Source organism: Terrabacter aerolatus (assembly GCF_007991735.1).
Classification (GTDB): Bacteria; Actinomycetota; Actinomycetes; order Actinomycetales; family Dermatophilaceae; genus Terrabacter; species Terrabacter aerolatus.
Map to the genome: position 1 here is coordinate 74,419 of NZ_BJYX01000014.1, position 16,802 is coordinate 91,220.

The following is a 16,802-nucleotide window of genomic DNA, read 5'->3' on the forward strand; positions in this document are numbered from 1 at the left end:
GTGTGGTCGGTGTCGAACGACGCCGAGGTCGGTCGCCGATGTCAGTCGGTCGAGGACTCCGAGCGGTCGCCGGCCCAGTCGGTGTGGAAGGTCCCCTCGCGGTCGACGCGCGTGTACGTGTGGGCACCGAAGTTGTCGCGCAGCGCCTGGATGAGGGCCGCCGGCAGGCGGTCGCGGCGCAGCCCGTCGAAGTACGCGAGCGACGACGCGAAGGCCGGCGCGGGGACGCCACGCTCGGCCGACACGGCCACGACGCGGCGCCACGCCTGCACGCCCTCGCCGATGGCGTCGGCGAACCACGGCGCGGTCAGGAGGGTCTCGAGACCGGGCTCGGCGGCATACGCCTCCTTGATGCGGTCGAGGAAGCGGGCTCGGATGATGCAGCCACCGCGCCAGATCGTCGCGACCTCACCGAGGTCGAGGTCCCAGCCGTGCTCCTTCGAGCCGGCGGCGAGCTGGTCGAAGCCCTGGGCGTAGGCGACGATCTTCGAGGCGTAGAGGGCGGCTCGCACGTCGTCGACGAAGGCGTCCCGCTCGACCTCACGCTGCGTCGAGGGGTCGAGGTCGGCGAGGTCCGCGAAGGTCGTGCGCACCGCGGCGCGCTGGCTCGTGTGGCCCGACAGGCTCCGGGCGAAGGTGGCCTCGGCGATGCCCGTGACGGGGATGCCGAGGTCGAGGGCGCTCTGGACGGTCCAGCGCCCGGTGCCCTTCTGCTCGGCGGCGTCACCGACGACGTCGACGAACGGCTTGCCCGTCGAGGCGTCGGTGTGGGCGAGCACGTCGGCGGTCATCTCGATGAGGAAGGACTCGAGGTCGCCCTCGTTCCACTCCCGGAAGACGTCGGCGATCTCGGACGGCTCGAGGCCGAGGACGCTGCGGAGCAGGTCGAAGGACTCGGCGATGAGCTGCATGTCGGCGTACTCGATGCCGTTGTGGACCATCTTGACGAAGTGGCCGGCGGCGTCGGGACCCAGGTGCGCGGCGCACGGTGTGCCGTCGACCTGGGCGGCGATCGACTCGACGACCGGCGCGAGGCGCTCGTAGGCGTGGTCGGACCCTCCGACCATGATCGAGGGGCCGTTGAGGGCGCCCTCCTCACCGCCCGAGACGCCCATGCCGACGAAGTGGATGCCCTTCTCGGCGAGCGCCTTCTCGCGGCGGAGCGTGTCGGCGAAGTGGGCGTTGCCGGCGTCGACGAGGATGTCGCCCTCGTCGAGCAGCGGCACGAGCTCGTCGATGACGGCGTCGGTCGGCGCGCCGGCCTTGACCATGACGATGATGGCTCGCGGCTGCTCGATGGCGGCGACGAAGTCCTCGACCGTCTCCGCCCCGACGAAGTCGCCCTCGTCGCCGAACTGCTCCACGAGGCTCGTCATCCGCGAGGTCGTGCGGTTGTGGACCGCCACCGTGTGGCCGTGGCGGGCGATGTTGCGGGCGAGGTTGCGGCCCATCGTGGCGAGGCCGGTGACGCCGATCGTTGCGCGTGTCTCCATGGGAGCGACAACCCTCGCGCGGTCCGGTCCATTCCGGCGCTGTCCACCCCTCGGCCTGAGCCGGCCCGCGCGGGGGTGTGTCGATGCGGTTGGGTGGTGCCATGGACACCGAGCAGTGGCGCGCCCGCATCCGGGCGCTCGCGGCCGAGCTCACGGGCGACGACGGTCCGGCGGCAGACGGTCCTGCGGCAGCACGCGAGGCCGCCGTCGACGCCGCGCGCTCCCTCGGGCGACTGGCCGACGCGCTCGATGCCGGAGAGGGAGACGGAGGGGGCGCCGCCGCTGCAGGCAGACCCGCTCCGGTCGAGGTCGTCGTGCCGGTGCTCGGTGTCGACGGCTGCAAGGCGGGCTGGGTCGGCGCGCTGCTCGAGCCCGGTGCGCCGCGCCCGCGCATCGTCGTCGCACCGACGATCGGCGAGCTCGTGGCGATGGTGCGCGAGTCGACCGGCATCGCCGTCGTCGGCATCGACATCCCGATCGGTCTGCCCGACAGCACGATCCGGCAGGCGGACCGGCTCGCGCGCCGGGCGCTGCCGGGCAAGTCGTCGTCGATCTTCTCGACGCTGACCCGCTCGGCGTATGCCGCCCCCACCCGACTCGAGGCCGACGCCGTCAACCGTGGCCTCGTCGGTCAGGGGGTCGGCGCCCAGGCGTTCGCGCTGCGCGACAAGATCGTCGAGGTCGACGCCTGGCTGCGCACCCGGCCCACCGTCACCGTGCTCGAGGTCCACCCGGAGCTGTCCTTCGCGACGATGACCGGGTCCCCGATCCTCGTGGGCAAGAAGACCGACGAGGGACGGGACGAGCGCCTCGCCGCCCTCGCCGCAGCAGGGATCGCGCGCCCGTCCGTGCTCAAGGGCCAGGGGTATGCCGCCGACGACGTGCTCGACGCGTGCGCGGTCGCCTGGTCGGCCGTGCGGCACACCACCGGCCTGGCGCGGCCGCTGCCCGACCCACCCGAGGTCTTCTCCGACGGCATCCCGGCCGCGATCTGGGCCTGAGCGGCGCGCGCCGGCGGGCATGTCCGACGATGGGTGCCATGCACATCACGGTGGAGGACCTCGCCGACCCTGTCGACACCGCCGTCATCGACCTGCTCGACGGGCACGTCTCGCAGCTGCGGTCGATCTCACCGCCCGAGAGCACGCACGCCCTCGACCTCGACGGCCTGCGCGCGCCGGGGGTGAGCCTGTGGGTGGCCCGCGACGGTGACGAGGTGCTCGGCTGCGGGGCCCTGACCGAGGTCGCGCCCGGGCACGGCGAGGTCAAGTCGATGCGCACCGCCCCGCGGGCCCAGCGGCGAGGAGTCGCACGGGCGGTGCTGGCGCAGATCCTCGCGGAGGCGCGCCGCCGCGGCCTGTCCCGGGTCAGCCTCGAGACCGGCTCGGACGACTTTTTCGCCCCGGCGCGGGCGCTCTACGCCGCGCACGGCTTCACCGAGTGCGGTCCGTTCGGCTCCTACCGGCTCGATCCGCACAGCACCTTCCTGACCTTGGAGCTCTGACCGGGTCCCGACACCCCTCGCCGCACGTGAACGAGGTATGCCGTCGCGCCCGGGCGCGACGGCATACCTCCACTCGACGTCGACCAGATCGCCGAGGCGGCGGGCATGTCGCGCCGGACCTTCTTCCGCTACTACGACAGCAAGGAGGAGCTCGTCCTCGAGCGCCTCCTCGAGTCGGGCGAGGCGGTCGTCGAGGCGATACGTGCCCGACCGGCCGACGAGTCGGCGTGGACGGCCCTGCGCGGCGCGCTCGATGCCATCGTGACCCTGCAGGAGACGCACGCCGAGCGGTCCCGGCCGCTGCAGCTCATGCTCCAGACCGAGACGGTGCTGCGCAGCACCGTGACCGAGCAGCACCGCCGCTGGCTCGAGGCCCTGTCGCCGCTCGTCGGGGAGCGCATGCCGCGCCGTCGCGGGCACCGGGGGCCCGACGTGCGTGCGGCGGCGCTGACGAGCAGTGCCCTGGCCTGCCTCGAGATCGCGCAGGCGACCTGGGCCGCCGACCCCTCCGTGCGACTTGCCCCCCTGCTCGACGAGCTCATGGGCGCGGTCTCACCGCTGGACTGACCTGCCCCACGCTGACGAGGTATGCCGTCGCGACCGGGCGCGACGGCATACCTCCACCCAGCGCAGCGGGGTCGTCAGCCGCCGACGGCGGTTCGCAGGGCTCCGGCGGTGGCGTTCCAGCCGGGCTGGGTCGGGTGGACGAACTCGGCGGTGTCCCGTCCGGGAGTGCCGACCGGCACGAGCCACGCGTTCGAGTCGTCGGCGACGACGTGCGGGTCGAGGCCGTGCACGCGGCCGCCCCAGGCCGCCTTGACCGTGTCGACGAAGTGGTAGTTGTCGGCGCCAGGCTCGGCGTTGAGCTCGGAGATGCCCCGGGCCTGGAGCTGGTCGCCGAGGCGCTGGAGGTCGTTGAGGGCCGTGCCGGCGTCGTAGACCGGCGCGGCCTCGGGGATGCCGTAGCTCTCCGTGTCGATGAGGAAGGGGTAGCTGAGCAGGTAGACCTGCGCGTGCCCACCGGACTTCTGCTCGACGGCGCGCAGGGCGTCCTTGGTGCGCTCGACCATCGTGGGCGCCTTGGCCGTCGCGGCGTTCAGCGCCTGCTTGCAGCTCGACGGGTCACGCGGGGTCAGGCAGTCGACGACGATCGTCGAGAAGCCGATGTCGTTGCCGCCGATGGTGACGAAGACGTAGTCGGTGTCGGGTGTCACCGCATCGATCTGCGCCCGCGTGGTGAGCTGGCACGAGACGGTGCCGGTGTAGAGGTCGTTGACGCCGGCACCCGCGACGAACGTGTACGTGTAGGAGAAGTCGGGCTGCGCCGGGACGCCGCAGAGGCGCTCGGTCTCGGCGCGCTTCAGCCACTCGCTCCTCTGGTCGGGGTACTGGTTGGGGTCGATCGAGTAGGTCGCGGACTTCGTGGAGGCGTTGCCCAGGTCGCGCGGCGCGAGGATGTCGGCGACGACCCCGCCGCTGCACGCGACATCGGTGTAGGTCGCGCCCATGGAGGCCGCGACCTGCGAGCCGTAGTTGTCGGGCGAGCGGTAGCAGTCACGCTCCTCGTAGGTGCCCGTGCCGTTCCCGGCGGAGTAGGAGTCGCCGAGCTGGACCACGTGCGGCGTCGTGGTCGCGCCGGCGGACGGAGCGCCGGACGCCAGCGCGGCGGTCGCGGCGAGGGCTGCCACGAGGGCTGCCGCGGCGCGGGCGAAGCGGGTGGTGCGTGAGGAACGGGGCACGGCTGGACTCCTTCGTCCGGTGTCGGTCTCGGAGGAGAACGAGTCCGTCACCGGAGAGGTCACGCGCCGGTCGGGGTCGGGGGTCGAGCGAGACGAGGTGTGCCGTCGCGAACCGGCGCGACGGCATACCTCGTCTGCGGGTGCCTGGGCTCAGCCCTGCGCGAGCTGGGACACGTCGTCCCACTTCTCCCACGTCTCGATCCGCGAGGCGTAGTCGGCCTTGGCGATCGAGAGCGGGGCCGCGCCGAAGAAGACGCGCAGCGGCGGCTCCTCCGCGTCGACGACCTTGAGCACGGCGGCGGCCGACGCCTTGGGGTCGCCGGGACCGGAGGTGTTGCGGGCCGCGCGCTCGCGGTGGGTGCGCTCGCGGATGTCGTCGTAGGTCGGCAGCGGGTCGGAGTGCTTGGCGGACGGGCCTGCCCAGTCCGTCGAGAACCCACCCGGCTCGATGAGCGTCACGTGGATCCCGAACGGCGCGACCTCCTGGGCCAGCGACTGGCTCAGGCCCTCGAGCGCCCACTTCGAGGCGTGGTAGGCCCCGACGATGGGGAAGGCGGAGATGCCACCGATGGAGCTGACCTGGATGATGTGGCCCGATCCCTGCTCGCGCATGATCGGCAGCGCGGCCTGCGTCACCCAGAGGGCGCCGAAGAAGTTCGTCTCCATCTGGTGGCGCACGTCGGCCTCGCTCAGCTCCTCGACGAAGCCGAAGTGGCCGTAGCCGGCGTTGTTGACGACGACGTCGAGGCGGCCGAAGCGCTCGTGCGCCTGCTTCACGGCGGCGATGTCGGCGTCGCGGTCGGTGACGTCGAGGGCGATCGGGAGCAGCCGGTCCCCGTAGAGCTGCGCGAGGTCGTCGAGGGTGCTGGTGTCGCGGGCGGTCGCGGCGACGTTGTCGCCCCGCTCGAGGGCGGCGGCCGCCCACTCGCGACCGAACCCACGGGACGTTCCGGTGATGAACCACGTTTTCGTCATGCGTTCGACGCTATGACTTCGAGTGCGCTCCAACGCAAGCCGCGCTGGTCGGTCCCGCCGACCGAAACGTCGTCGTCACACCGATCTCACCGGGGTGCAACCTCGGGGAGGCAGTGTGGTCAGTGACGGCTTCGCACGCGTGATCGCGAAGTGCATGCGATGAGGCCGCCGCGGGGTCGTCCGTCGTGATCCGCGTCCCCGCGAAGGAGCAGCCATGAACCGCATGAGGTCGATCGTCCGATGGCTCGACGAGTACACCCTCTGGGCCTTCAACCCCGCCGTCCGTTCGAGGTGATGCAGGGTGATGCAGGGTGATGCGAGGTGATGCCGGCGGCCACTCCGGTGCCGGCATCACCTCGAACAGGTTGTGGGTCAGTCGGTCCCGGTGGGACGGGGAGGGCGCGCGGCTCGGGCGAGCCACGTGAGGGCCTCCTCGGCCGTGCGGAGCACCGAGATGTGCCCGTCCTCGGGCTGCAGCCAGAGCTCGGCACCGGGGATCGCGCCGGCGAGCCACTCGCCGTGCGCCGGCGGCACCATGCGGTCCGCGCCGCCGTGGACGACGAGGGTCGGAGCGGCGATGCCGGCCGGGTCGAACCCCCAGTCGGTGACGTAGGCGAGGTCGTCGTCAATGAGGGCCGCCGGGCCTGCTGCGAGAGCGGGGCCGACGACGGACCCGAGCCAGCCCCACGGCCCCTCGAAGGCCTGCTCGTCGGCGGGCACGAAGCCGAAGTCGACCTGCCCCTGGGGCACGAGAGCCGCGGCCGCCTCGTGCGCCTCCTTGACCGCACGCCCGGCGGCGGCCGCCCGCAGCGAGGCCTCACCGCCCGGGGCCATGCCGTCGAACCAGTCGAGCTCCGGTACGCCGAACGGCGCCACCGGCGAGATGCTGACGACCCCGAGCACCCGATCGCCGAGCAGGGCCGCCGGCGCGAGCGCATGGGTACCCCCACCCGAGTGACCCATCACCGCAAAGGGGCCCACACCGAGCGCGTCGACCGCGGCCGCCACGTCCCGGGCGGCTGACGCGACGTCCCGGTCGGGGCGGGGGGTCGAGCCGCCGTAGCCCGGGCGGTCGTAGGACACCCACCGGATGCCGAGACGCGCCGCCGCGTCGAAGAGCGGGCGGGGCGGCGCACCGATGTTGGGCGTCCCGTGGTGCCACACGACGACGAGCGGCTCGACGCCTGGCGTCCCGGGGTCGCCCGTGTCGTAGACGTGCAGCACGTGACCGTCGCCGAGGTCGACGTCGCGCTCGGTCACCGGGCTCGGTGGAGTGGTCGGGGTCTCGCTCACAGGGCTTCGGCCTTTCGTCGGAGGTGGTCCTGCTCGGGGATGCTCGTCGTCAGGCGTGACGCGAGCAGGTAGCTCTCGCGGGCCTGCTCGGTGTCGCCGGCCAGCTCGAGCAGGTGCGCCCGTACGGCGTGCAGTCGGTGGTGCCGGGCGACCCGCCTGTCCTTCTCGAGGTCGGCGAGGACCGCGAGACCCGCCGCCGGACCCTCGACCATGGCGAGGGCCACGGCCCGGTTCAGGGTGACCACCGGGCCGGGCGCCAGCTGCTCGAGCAGCCCGTAGAGCGCGAGCACCTGCTCCCAGTCGGTCTCGGCGGCCGACGGCGCCTCGTCGTGCACCGCGGCGATGGCCGCCTGCACCTGGTAGGGCCCGAGCCTCGTCCGGGTCAGGGCATCCGTGACGAGGGCGACGCCCTCCCGGACGTATGCCGTGTCCCACCGCGTGCGGTCCTGCTCGGCGAGCGGCACGAGCTCTCCGGCCGCACTGGTGCGGGCGGGTCGGCGCGCCTCGGTCAGGAGCATGAGGGCGAGCAGGCCCGCCACCTCGCCGTCGTCGGGCAGCAGCGTGCGCACCTGCCGGGTGAGGCGGATCGCCTCTGCCGTCAGGTCGATCCGGTGCAGTGCGTCACCGGTGCTCGCGGTGTGACCCTCGGTGAAGACGAGGTAGAGCACGTGGAGCACCTCCCTCAGCCGGTCGGGCACGTCGTCGGGTGCCGGCATGACGAACGTGGCGCCCGTGTCGCGAATCTGTCTCTTGGCGCGGCTGATCCGTTGGGCCATCGTGGCCTCGGGCACGAGGAAGGCATGGGCGATCTCGGCAGTCGTCAGACCCCCGACAGCCCTGAGCGTCAAGGCGATCCGGGCCGCGGGCGTCAACGCCGGGTGGCAGCAGAGGAGGAGCAGCGTCAGGGTGTCGTCCTGTTCGGACGACCCGACGGCATACGGGGACGGGGCGACGAGGCTGTCCGCGGGCACCCGGGTCGCATCGGCGAGCTCGCGACGGGCGCGGGCCTCGTCGCTGCGCAGCGCGTCGATGAGGCGCCGCGAGCCGACCCGGATGAGCCACGCCTTGGGGTCGACGGGCACGCCCTCCTCGGGCCACTGGGCGGCGGCGGCGAGCAGTGCCTCCTGCGCGGCCTCCTCGGCGCGGTCGAAGTCCCGGTAGCGGCGCACGAGCGCGCCGATGACCTGTGGCGTCACGCTGCGCCACAGGTCGTCGGTCACCACGGGTCCGCTCACTCCCACGAGCCCGTTCAGAGGTCCTCGGCCGATCCGCCCATGAGCGGGCGCACCTCGACGGCGGCGAACCGGGCGTCCGGGAAGCGCCCGGCGATCTCCTCGGCGCGCTCGGGCGTGGCGCAGTCGACGACGAAGTAGCCGGCCATCTGTTCCTTCGCCTCGACGAAGGGGCCGTCGGTGACGAGGCTCTCGCCGTCACGCACCCGGACGCTCCTCGCGGTGAGCGGGTCGGCGAGCGCCTGGGCGGTCACGAGCTCACCCGACTCGCTGATCTCGGCCATCAGCTCCTCGAAGTCACGCAGCATCGCCGCCCGCTCGTCGCCGGTCATCGCCGCGGCCTCGGGCGTGCGCAGGAAGATCGGGTGACCCCACGTCTGCGGGTTGCTCCAGATCATGAGCAGGTACTTCACGTCGGCTCCTTCGTCCTGGCGGCGTCGTCCGGCGTCCGCCACGTTCGTCGCGTCCGTCGCGTGGGTCGCGTGGGTCGCGTGGGTCGCGTGGGTCGCGTTCGTCGCCGGGTCATGGGACGTCGGAGCGGGGCCCGCCATCTCGACACGTGCCCGACCCTTCCACAGACTCCCCTCGCTCGGGCGCCGCGATAGCGTCACATCGTGTCAGCCGACAACCTCCCCCAGCCGCCCCCGGCAGGGCTCGACGAGCGCGCTGCCGAGGCGGAGCGGTCGGTGACCACGCTCTTCGCAGGCTCGCTCGGGGGACTGCCGCTGACGCACCTGGCGCGGGTCGCCCATCCCGCGCCGACGGGGTCGGGGCCGGCCGGTCGGTTCCGGGGGCCGTGGCACTACTGGTGGCAGGCGCACTACCTCGACGCGGTCGTCGATGCCGGCCTGCGCGCCCTGCGGACGGGAGACCGGACGGCCGCGCTGCAGCACGCCGCTCGCGCGGACCGCCTCCTCAAGACGATCCGCCTGCGCAACGGTGCACGGTGGGTCAACGACTTCTACGACGACATGGCCTGGCTCGCCCTGGCCGCCGGCCGGCTCCGCGACCTCCACGAGCAGATCGGCCGCACGGCCCGCACGCGGCGCCTGCGCTCTGCGGGACGCCACCTCACCGCGCAGCTGCGCGCGGCCGAGACCGACGACCTCGGCGGCGGCCTCTTCTGGAGCCGGGACCGCGACTTCAAGAACACTCCCGCCACCGGCCCGGCCGCCCTGCACCTGGCGCGCCTCGGCGAGGTCGAGGAGGCACGCCGGCTCGTCGACTGGCTGTACGCACGCCTGTGGTCGCCGGAGAGCGGACTCGTGCAGGACGGCATACGCCTCACCGCCGGCACGGAGGTGCTCGTGCCGGACGTCTGGTCCTACAACCAGGGCCCGGTGCTCGGCGCGCTCCTGACGCTCGGCGACCCCGAGAGCCTCGGTCGGGCGAGCGCGCTCGTGGCCGCCGTCGACGCGGGGCTGACGATGGTCGTGGACGGCACGCGAGTGCTCCGGACCCACGGTGGCGGCGACGGTGGACTGTTCACCGGCATCCTCGTGCGCCACCTCGCCCTCGCCGCGGCTCCCGGCTCCGGGCTGGGCGCCGAGGCACGTGCCACGGCCCGCCGGCTCGTCGACGACACGGCGCAGGCACTGTGGCGTGGACGCGCCGGCCTCGCCGTAGCCGGCCGCCGGGACCCGATGGTGTTCCCCCTGGCACCCGGTGAGGCGGCCCCCCGGATGCCGCTCGAGCTGTCGCCGCAGCTGCAGGCCTGGATCGTCCTCGAGGCCGCCGCCACTCTCGCCTGAGCCGACCGACGACCGTTGGTATGCCGTCCCGCCCGTTCCAGGCGTGTCGCGCGGCGTGTCGTGGGGCTGGGAAGACCAACGGTCGTCGGTCGGCGCAGGTCTCGGATCGGGCAGGTCTCGGATCGGGCACGAGGCTGGGAGCGGGCTGGGAATCGGGGCCGGTCCGGGTGAGACTCGAGGCGTGCGCACTCCCCGAGCTCTCGCCGCCCGCCTGACCACCGGTCTGACGGCGGTCCTGCTGCTCGGCGCCTGCTCCACCGCAGCCCCCACCGACGACGGGGATGGCGGCACCTCGGGACCGCGCCCCACGGCATACGCCAGCAGCACGACCACGCCACCGGCCACGAGCGCTCCGACCCCGGGCACGTCCAGCCCCACCTCCTCGACGACCAACCCGACCACGACCACCCAGCCGGCGCCCGACCCGGCGTCGATCGAGGCGCTCATCGCGACGCGCTTCACCGCCGGCGACCTCCGGCTCGGCCGCGAGCAGGGCAGCACCAGCGCCTACCGGCAGTACTTCGTCACCTACGAGAGCAACGGCCTGACGATCTCGGGGCGCATCAACATCCCGCGCGGTACAGGCCCGTTCCCGGCGGTCGTGCTCGCGCACGGCTACGTCGACCCGGCTGTCTACACGAACGGCGAGACGATGCTGCGCGAACGCGACCACCTCGCCCGGCACGGCTACGTCACCCTGCACATCGACTACCGCAACCACGCGCAGTCCGACCAGGACCCGCGCAACGACGCCAACCTCCGCGCGGGCTACGCCGTCGACGCGATCAATGCCGGGCTCGCGCTGAAGAAGGCCTCCTACGTCGACCCGGGTCGGCTCGCGCTCATCGGGCGCTCGATGGGTGGTGGGGTGGTCTACACCGCCCTCGTCGTACGCCCCGGGCTCTTCCGAGCGGCCGTGGCCTACGCGCCGGTGAGCTCCGACACCGTCGACAACTTCGACAAGTGGGTGCGCCGCGACGCGTCACGGTCGGGCGCGGCGCGCGCCGTCATCGCGCGGCTCGGGACCCCCGAGGCGGAGCCGGCAGCCTGGGCGGCGACGAGCCCTCGCACCTACTTCGGGCGCATCACCGAGCCGCTGCTCATCCACCACGGAACGGCCGACGAGGAGTGCCCGCTCTCGTGGTCGCGCGAGTCGGTCGCCGCGCTCGAGGCCAGGGGCAAGTCGGTCGAGCTCGACGTCTATCCCGGCGGCCGCCACACCCTGACGTCACCGCAGTGGGACACCTCGATCCGCCGCACCGAAGCCTTCCTGGCGCGCCACCTCAGGTGAGCCCCATCAGTCGGGCACCGTTGTGCCACAGCACCGCCCGCATCCAGTCGTCGCCGAGCTCCAGCCGCGTCAGCGCCTCGACCTGGTGGGCGTACGGGTAGGGGATGCTCGGGAAGTCCGACCCCAGCACGACCCGGTCACGCAGCCCTCCGAGACGCTCGACGTAGCCGTCGGGGAAGGGCGCGAAGCGGTTCGTGAAGTCCGTGCCGCACATCGTCGTGTCGAGATGCACTCCCGCGAACTCGTCTGCGAGGTCGGCGAACTCGTGGTACTCCGGCATGCCGAGGTGGGCGATGACGAGCACGAGGTCCGGATGCCGACGAAGCACCTCGCGCACCGCCGACGGTCCGGTGTGGGTGCCGCGGATGGGCGCCGACCCGGCGTGGACGACGACGGGCACCCGGGCGGCCTCGAGCCGCGCCCAGGCCGGGTCGAGGCGCTCGTCGTCGGGCCTGAAGTCACCGACCTGGACGTGCATCTTGAAGAGGCGGGCCCCGTCGTCGAGTGCCGCCGCGACCTCGTCGCCGATGCCGGGCTCGGGGTAGAAGGTCGCGCAGTGCACCGCGTCGGGCACCCGGCGGGCGAAGTCGGCGCACCAGGCGTTGAGCCACGACACCATGCCGGGCTTGTGCGGATAGACGAGAGCCGGGACCGCCCGCAGCCCCAGGGCTCGCAGCGTCTCGAGTCGGCGCTCCTCGTCGACGCGGTACGTGATCGGCCACGGCAGCCCGTAGAGCCTCTCGGCCTCGTCGAAGTAGGCCCAGACCTTGCGCTGCATCGCCTCGGGCAGGAAGTGCACGTGCACGTCGGCGAGGCCCGGCAGACCGAGCGAGCGCACGTATGCCGGCACGTCGGCATCCGTCGCCGGCCCGGGCGTCGTCGGGCTCCCTCCCACCGTACTGTTCGACGGGCCGTTCGACGGGCCGTTCGACAGGCTGCTCAACGGGCGAGGGCGCCCATCGGGTCCCAGGCGGGCAGCACGATCGGGTCGTGGCTCAGGGCCTCCTGCAGCTCGGCCGGCAGGGCGTCGCGGCGCACGGCCACCTCGAAGACGAACTCGCCGAACCACGAGTCGTTCATCGTCATGAAGCCCTTGTCGCCCTTCTCGGTGCCCCAGCTGTTCTCGACGCGCCACCGGCGGGGCACGTCGTCGTGCAGGTCGACGCCGGTGAAGAGCATCGCGTGCGTCATGAGCGACTCGTGGTGCAGCAGCCGGTCGGCCTTGCCGAGGCTGGGCTCGGTGCCGTAGACCGCGGCGTGGTCGAAGAGCGCGGCGTCCCAGACACCGAGGTCGGCATGCGACATCTGGCCGGTGTCGCAGCCGAACCACACCGGCTCGCCACCGACGATCGCCTGCGCTGCCAGTGACTTCATGAGGTCCGGCTCGACGTTGAGGTAGGTGACGGGCGGTGCGCCGACGACGTTGCCGAGGTGCTCGACGGTGAAGGTCCGGCCGTAGGGGCTGCTCGCACGCGGGTCGTTGACGAGGCACACGTAGTCCTCGAGGGGCACGGTGACGTAGCGCTCGGCGAACTCGAGCGGCGTCATCGCGCCGTCCCGGTGGAAGCCGCCGTCCTTGTCCTTCCACTGCCACACGAACGACTCGGGCGGCGTGCCGAGGTGGATGCAGAGCAGCCGGTGGATCGAGGCGAGCACCGTCTCCTTGGCGTCCTGCAGGTCGTCGGCGTCGGAGCCGTCCGCGGCCCGGGCGCGAAGGTCGCGAGCGGCCTGGCGCAGGATCGTGCTGATGTCGCGGTTCATCAGTCGCGTGTTGCTCGAGCTCTTCGTCTCGGGCATCGCGATCTTGGGCACGAGGCCGTGCTTGACGACGAGCGCGACGAACATGTTCCACTGGCCGCCGTCCTCGGCCGGGGTCGCGAGCAGGTGGGCGACGGTGCGGTCGTCGACGTCCCGGTCGGCCGTGGCGATGATCGACTCGAGCCAGTGGTTGGCCTTCTCGAACTTGTCCCAGAAGAGCAAGTGGTTCTGCGAGAACTCGAAGTCCTTGACGCCGAGCTTCTCCCGGGCGCCGGCACGAAGCAGGTTGGTGCCGGCGAAGAGCCAGCAGCGGCCGCTCTTCTCCTGTGACGTCGCGGCCCAGTCGTCGAGCAGGTGCGAGACCGAGTGGTCGATGCTCGTCACGACCCGGCGATCGAGCGCGATGTCGTCGACCGAGGTCGTCGTGACGGCGTTCTGCAGCATCCGTGCGGTGGGGTCGGCCTCGAACGCCTTCGTGAGGCGCTCGACGAGGTCGGGGGCGAGGTCGTGCGGCATGGGCCACTCCTTCGAGCTTCTCGGGATCCTTGCATCGTATGCCGGGGGTTCCGTCCGCACGGGGGCTCCGTCCCGCAGGTCGCTCCGTCCGGCCGCGGTCGAGACGTCGCGCGCCCAGCCTCGGAGGGAGAGACGTCGCCGCGGCTCGGGCCGCCTGGAGGCGGACGCACGACACGCAGCAGGGCGTGGGCCGCGGCTCACGACTGCTGACCACGGCGCTGGAGAGCCGGTGCTAGGTTGCCGCGGTGTCGGTCTTGAGCTGGGTTGGTCGTGTCGGCGTGCTCCGCATCCTCATCCCGGTCATGGCGCTCTCTGCCCTCGTGGTCGGCGCCGGCGCCCTCGGACCCGCCCTCGCCGCCTCGCGGGGTGAGGGTCTGCCGGGGACCGTCACGGTCACCCGCGTGCAGTGCACGAAGGGTGGCTGCCAACCGTTCGGACGCTACGTCAGCATCGACGGGAGCGTGACGCTCCCCGACGCGCACCTCGACGGCGACGGAGCGGTCGGGGATCGGGTCTCCGTCGTCTACCTGGGCGAGTCGAGCCCTCCACAGGTGCACGTTCCGGGGTCGGACCTGTGGGTTCTGATCGCCCTCGCCCTGGTCGTGGCGGGCGGCTTCATCGTGTGGTGGCTCCGGGACATCGCCCGGGCGCTGCACCGACGCCTGCGGCGGCCCTCGGCCCGTCTGTAGCAGCCGCCCGCACGCGCGACGGTCAGTGCGACAGCAGCGACATGGTCGCCGCCGCGGCGGCCAGCTGGCCCGCCGCGGCCGCGGCCACGACCGAGGCCATCGGCATCGGGTGGGCCGCGAGGTGGGCCATGTCCCCCGCACCGAAGATGCGCTCACGGCTCGTCCGCGCGAGCTCGTCGACGCGCACGCCGCCCGACGGGTTGAGCTCGAGCCCGAGCTGCTCCGCGAACGGCGCCGACTGGTGCAGCACGGGCCTGACGAAGAGGCCGGCGACCTGCTCGTGCACGTGCTCGCCGTCGGCACCCGCGAGCACGACGCGTACGCCCCCGTCGTGCCGCTCTGCCCCGACGACGCGCTCGGTGCGCACGGCGACGCCCGCTGGGAGCCCGTCGGGCACGTCCTCCCCGTCCGTCAGCACGACGATCTCGGATGCGATGCGCCCGAGCAGCCCCGAGAGGTGGGGCGCGATGGCTGCCCCGAGGATGCCGACCCGCTGACCGCTGAACTCGTGGCCGTGGCAGAACGGGCAGTGCGCGACGAGGTCGCCCCACAGGGCCTCGAGACCCGGCACCGGTGGCAGGCTGTCGCGGACGCCGGTGGCGAGGACCACGGCGGCCGCGGTGACGGTCGTCCCGTCGGCGAGGCCGAGGTGGAAGGTGCCGTCGACCTCCTCGACCGTCGCGACGCGCCCCTCCCGCACGCTCACCGTTCCGTATGCCGTGAGCTGCCTCCGCGCGGCGGCGCGGAAGTCCGCCGGCGGGGTGCCGTCGTGGGCGACGACGTTGTGCATGTGGCTGACCGCGGCGTTGCGGTAGGTGCCGTCGTCGAAGAGGACGGCGTCGCGGTGGACGCGGCCGAGGCTGAGGGCGGCCTGGAGGCCGGCCGGGCCTCCGCCGATGACGGCGATCTCGGTGTGCGTGCTGGCGGTCATGGCGGCTCCTCGGGTGGACGATCGGGCGAGCGCCCGGACGGCTCTGTGCCTGATGCGAATCAGCGTGTACCTTCATGTCGACATGAAGGCAAGGACGCGTGAGGAGACCTGGACCGTCGGGGAGCTGGCGGCACGTTTCGACCTGCCGACGAACGTGCTGCGCCACTGGGAGACGCTCGGGCTCCTGACGCCGGAGCGCGACGGGTCCGGCTACCGGCGCTACGGCCGGACCGACCTCGTCCGTGTCGCGGTCATCCTCCGCAACAAGGCGGCCGGCATGACGCTCGAGCAGATCGGGGTGCTGCTCGACGGCGAGGCGGCCGGACGGCACGAGGTGCTCGAGGCCCACCTCCGCGACCTCGACGAGCGCGCCCGGTCGATCGAGCGGTCACGCGAGATGACCGAGCACGCGCTGCGGTGCACGGCGCACGACATCGTCGCCTGCCCGCGCTTCTCGCAGCACGTCGCGGACCTGACCGACGGTCGCGCTCCGACGGCGCGGATCGCCGACTGGGAGTAGGCGCCACCCTTCCGTCGACAGCGAAGCGGCCTTGGCCCAGCCGTCGACACGGGCGAGGATCGTGCCCATGAGACTGCTCGTGCTCGGAGGCACCCACCACGTCGGCCGTGCGTTCGTCGAGGCCGCGCTCGCCCGCGGCGACGACGTCACCACGGTGACCCGGGGCCGCACCGGCACCCCCGTCGAGGGCGCGGAGGCCCGGCACGCCGACCGCCTCGACCCCGACGCGCTGCGCGCGGCCCTCGGCCACGACGAGTGGGACGCCGTGGTCGACACGTGGTCGGGCGAGCCGGTGGCCGTGCAGACCTCCGCACGGCTGCTGCACGGACGCGCCGGGCACTACACGTACATCTCGTCGTGCTCGGTCTACACGTGGCCCATCGCCCCGGGCTCCGACGAGGGCGCGCCCGTCGTGTCGGGCGACCAGGCCTCGACGGACTCCTCCGACTACGCGGCGGCCAAGCGGGGCGGCGAGCTCGCCGCCCTGGCGGAGTTCGACGGTGAGGTCGCGATCGCGCGCGCCGGCCTGATCCTCGGGCCCTACGAGATCGTCGGCCGGATGCCGTTCTGGCTCAGGCGGATCGCAGCCGGCGGGCGCGTGCCGGCCCCGGGTCCCCGCGAGCGGCCGCTGCAGTACGTCGACGGCCGGGACATCGCCGACTGGGTGCTCGGGGCACATCCGGTGGGGACCTTCAACACGGTGAGCGAGCGCGGCCACACGACGATCGGGGCCCTGCTCGAGCAGGTGCGCTCCGCGACCGGCAGCGATGCAGAGCTCGTCTGGCTCGACCCGGAGACGATCGAGGCGGCCGGCGTCGAGCCCTGGACCGAGCTGCCGATCTGGGTCCCGCCGACGGGCGAGCTCGCCGGCCTGCACGCCCTCGACTCCTCGGCGGCCCGCGCGGCGGGACTGCACTGTCGGCCGATGCCCGAGACCGTGGCCGACACGTGGGCCTGGCTCCAGCGCGAGGGCCTGCCGGAGCGGCCGACGAACCGCGGCGGCGGTCCCATGGACGCCGCCGCCGAGGCCCGCCTCTGGGCCGCCCGCGCGGCCGCCACCTGAGGCCCAGCGGTCGGTCAGCGATCGGTCAGCGGTCAGTCAGCGGTCGG

17 protein-coding genes are annotated in these 16,802 nt (G+C 72.9%); 8 read left to right on the forward strand and 9 right to left on the reverse strand.

All coding sequences use genetic code 11. The annotated features are described in order from the left end of the window. Positions 1–41 precede the first annotated feature (41 nt). On the reverse strand, positions 42–1,493 hold the full coding sequence (gene gnd, locus TAE01_RS13480) for an NADP-dependent phosphogluconate dehydrogenase (protein WP_147067278.1): 1,452 nt from the start codon (positions 1,491–1,493) through the stop codon (positions 42–44). A 101-nt stretch (positions 1,494–1,594) separates the two neighbouring features. On the opposite strand from gnd, the gene TAE01_RS13485 reads away from it, so the two are divergent. From TAE01_RS13485 to TAE01_RS13495, 3 genes are all read left to right on the forward strand, one after another. Then, on the forward strand, positions 1,595–2,494 hold the full coding sequence (locus tag TAE01_RS13485) for a DUF429 domain-containing protein (RefSeq protein ID WP_186815204.1): 900 nt from the start codon (positions 1,595–1,597) through the stop codon (positions 2,492–2,494). A 38-nt stretch (positions 2,495–2,532) separates the two neighbouring features. After that, positions 2,533–2,997, forward strand: a complete 465-nt coding sequence (locus tag TAE01_RS13490; protein WP_147067282.1) for a GNAT family N-acetyltransferase — start codon at positions 2,533–2,535, stop codon at positions 2,995–2,997. 63 nt (positions 2,998–3,060) lie between these two features. Next, a complete protein-coding gene (locus TAE01_RS13495; RefSeq protein WP_147067284.1) occupies positions 3,061–3,564 on the forward strand; it encodes a TetR family transcriptional regulator in 504 nt (167 codons plus the stop codon). Positions 3,565–3,638: 74 nt separating this feature from the next. On the opposite strand, the gene TAE01_RS13500 is transcribed toward TAE01_RS13495, so the two are convergent. The 5 genes from TAE01_RS13500 to TAE01_RS13520 form a co-directional block, all read right to left on the reverse strand. Beyond that, the gene (locus TAE01_RS13500) at positions 3,639–4,736 is read right to left on the reverse strand and encodes an SGNH/GDSL hydrolase family protein (protein ID WP_147067286.1); all 1,098 of its coding nucleotides are present in this window, start codon (positions 4,734–4,736) and stop codon (positions 3,639–3,641) included. A gap of 150 nt (positions 4,737–4,886) precedes the next feature. Beyond that, positions 4,887–5,711 (reverse strand): SDR family oxidoreductase, encoded by an 825-nt coding sequence (locus TAE01_RS13505; RefSeq protein WP_147067288.1) that lies wholly within the window; start codon positions 5,709–5,711, stop codon positions 4,887–4,889. A 372-nt stretch (positions 5,712–6,083) separates the two neighbouring features. Then, positions 6,084–7,004 carry an alpha/beta fold hydrolase gene (locus TAE01_RS13510; protein WP_147067290.1) on the reverse strand — a complete coding sequence of 307 codons (921 nt, stop codon included), beginning with the start codon at positions 7,002–7,004 and terminating at the stop codon, positions 6,084–6,086. Continuing rightward, positions 7,001–8,224 carry an RNA polymerase sigma factor gene (locus TAE01_RS13515; RefSeq protein ID WP_307723847.1) on the reverse strand — a complete coding sequence of 408 codons (1,224 nt, stop codon included), beginning with the start codon at positions 8,222–8,224 and terminating at the stop codon, positions 7,001–7,003. Before TAE01_RS13515 ends, TAE01_RS13510 begins: the two co-directional genes overlap by 4 nt. A 29-nt stretch (positions 8,225–8,253) precedes the next feature. Next, positions 8,254–8,649: a YciI family protein gene (locus TAE01_RS13520; protein WP_147067293.1), complete on the reverse strand. Its 396-nt coding sequence runs from the start codon at positions 8,647–8,649 to the stop codon at positions 8,254–8,256. Between the two features lie 201 nt (positions 8,650–8,850). Here TAE01_RS13520 and TAE01_RS13525 point away from each other — a divergent pair, with 201 nt between their 5' ends. Beyond that, positions 8,851–9,987 (forward strand): glycoside hydrolase family 76 protein, encoded by a 1,137-nt coding sequence (locus tag TAE01_RS13525; protein WP_147067295.1) that lies wholly within the window; start codon positions 8,851–8,853, stop codon positions 9,985–9,987. A gap of 181 nt (positions 9,988–10,168) precedes the next feature. Beyond that, entirely contained in the window at positions 10,169–11,278 is a 1,110-nt protein-coding gene (locus TAE01_RS13530) for an alpha/beta hydrolase family protein (RefSeq protein WP_147067297.1), read from the forward strand. Here TAE01_RS13530 and TAE01_RS13535 read toward each other — a convergent pair. Together TAE01_RS13535 and TAE01_RS13540 are read right to left on the reverse strand one after the other, a co-directional pair. Next, positions 11,271–12,173, reverse strand: coding sequence for an amidohydrolase family protein (locus tag TAE01_RS13535; protein WP_186815207.1), 903 nt, complete (start codon positions 12,171–12,173; stop codon positions 11,271–11,273). The two genes, TAE01_RS13530 and TAE01_RS13535, sit on opposite strands and share 8 nt — an antisense overlap. A 44-nt stretch (positions 12,174–12,217) precedes the next feature. Continuing rightward, the gene (locus tag TAE01_RS13540) at positions 12,218–13,552 is read right to left on the reverse strand and encodes a C1 family peptidase (protein ID WP_147067299.1); all 1,335 of its coding nucleotides are present in this window, start codon (positions 13,550–13,552) and stop codon (positions 12,218–12,220) included. Positions 13,553–13,797: 245 nt separating this feature from the next. Between TAE01_RS13540 and TAE01_RS13545 the strand changes: the two genes are divergently transcribed. Further along, complete coding sequence (locus TAE01_RS13545; protein ID WP_147067301.1) at positions 13,798–14,241, forward strand: hypothetical protein; 444 nt, start codon at positions 13,798–13,800, stop codon at positions 14,239–14,241. 22 nt (positions 14,242–14,263) lie between these two features. Here the strand turns inward: TAE01_RS13545 and TAE01_RS13550 are convergent, their stop codons facing one another. Next, positions 14,264–15,172, reverse strand: a complete 909-nt coding sequence (locus TAE01_RS13550) for an NAD(P)/FAD-dependent oxidoreductase (RefSeq protein ID WP_147067303.1) — start codon at positions 15,170–15,172, stop codon at positions 14,264–14,266. Between the two features lie 82 nt (positions 15,173–15,254). On the opposite strand from TAE01_RS13550, the gene TAE01_RS13555 reads away from it, so the two are divergent. After that, positions 15,255–15,692, forward strand: a complete 438-nt coding sequence (locus TAE01_RS13555) for a MerR family transcriptional regulator (protein ID WP_147067305.1) — start codon at positions 15,255–15,257, stop codon at positions 15,690–15,692. 67 nt (positions 15,693–15,759) lie between these two features. Continuing rightward, entirely contained in the window at positions 15,760–16,755 is a 996-nt protein-coding gene (locus TAE01_RS13560; protein WP_147067307.1) for an NAD-dependent epimerase/dehydratase family protein, read from the forward strand. Positions 16,756–16,802: the final 47 nt, after the last annotated feature.

Coding starts and splice junctions, on each gene's coding strand:
- TAE01_RS13540 (WP_147067299.1), bottom strand. CDS start 13,552: ATGCCGCACGACCTCGCCCCCGACCTCGTCGAGCGCCTCACGAAGGCG.
- TAE01_RS13505 (WP_147067288.1), bottom strand. CDS start 5,711: ATGACGAAAACGTGGTTCATCACCGGAACGTCCCGTGGGTTCGGTCGC.
- TAE01_RS13550 (WP_147067303.1), bottom strand. CDS start 15,172: ATGACCGCCAGCACGCACACCGAGATCGCCGTCATCGGCGGAGGCCCG.
- TAE01_RS13555 (WP_147067305.1), top strand. CDS start 15,255: ATGAAGGCAAGGACGCGTGAGGAGACCTGGACCGTCGGGGAGCTGGCG.
- TAE01_RS13490 (WP_147067282.1), top strand. CDS start 2,533: ATGCACATCACGGTGGAGGACCTCGCCGACCCTGTCGACACCGCCGTC.
- TAE01_RS13560 (WP_147067307.1), top strand. CDS start 15,760: ATGAGACTGCTCGTGCTCGGAGGCACCCACCACGTCGGCCGTGCGTTC.
- gnd (WP_147067278.1), bottom strand. CDS start 1,493: ATGGAGACACGCGCAACGATCGGCGTCACCGGCCTCGCCACGATGGGC.
- TAE01_RS13485 (WP_186815204.1), top strand. CDS start 1,595: ATGGACACCGAGCAGTGGCGCGCCCGCATCCGGGCGCTCGCGGCCGAG.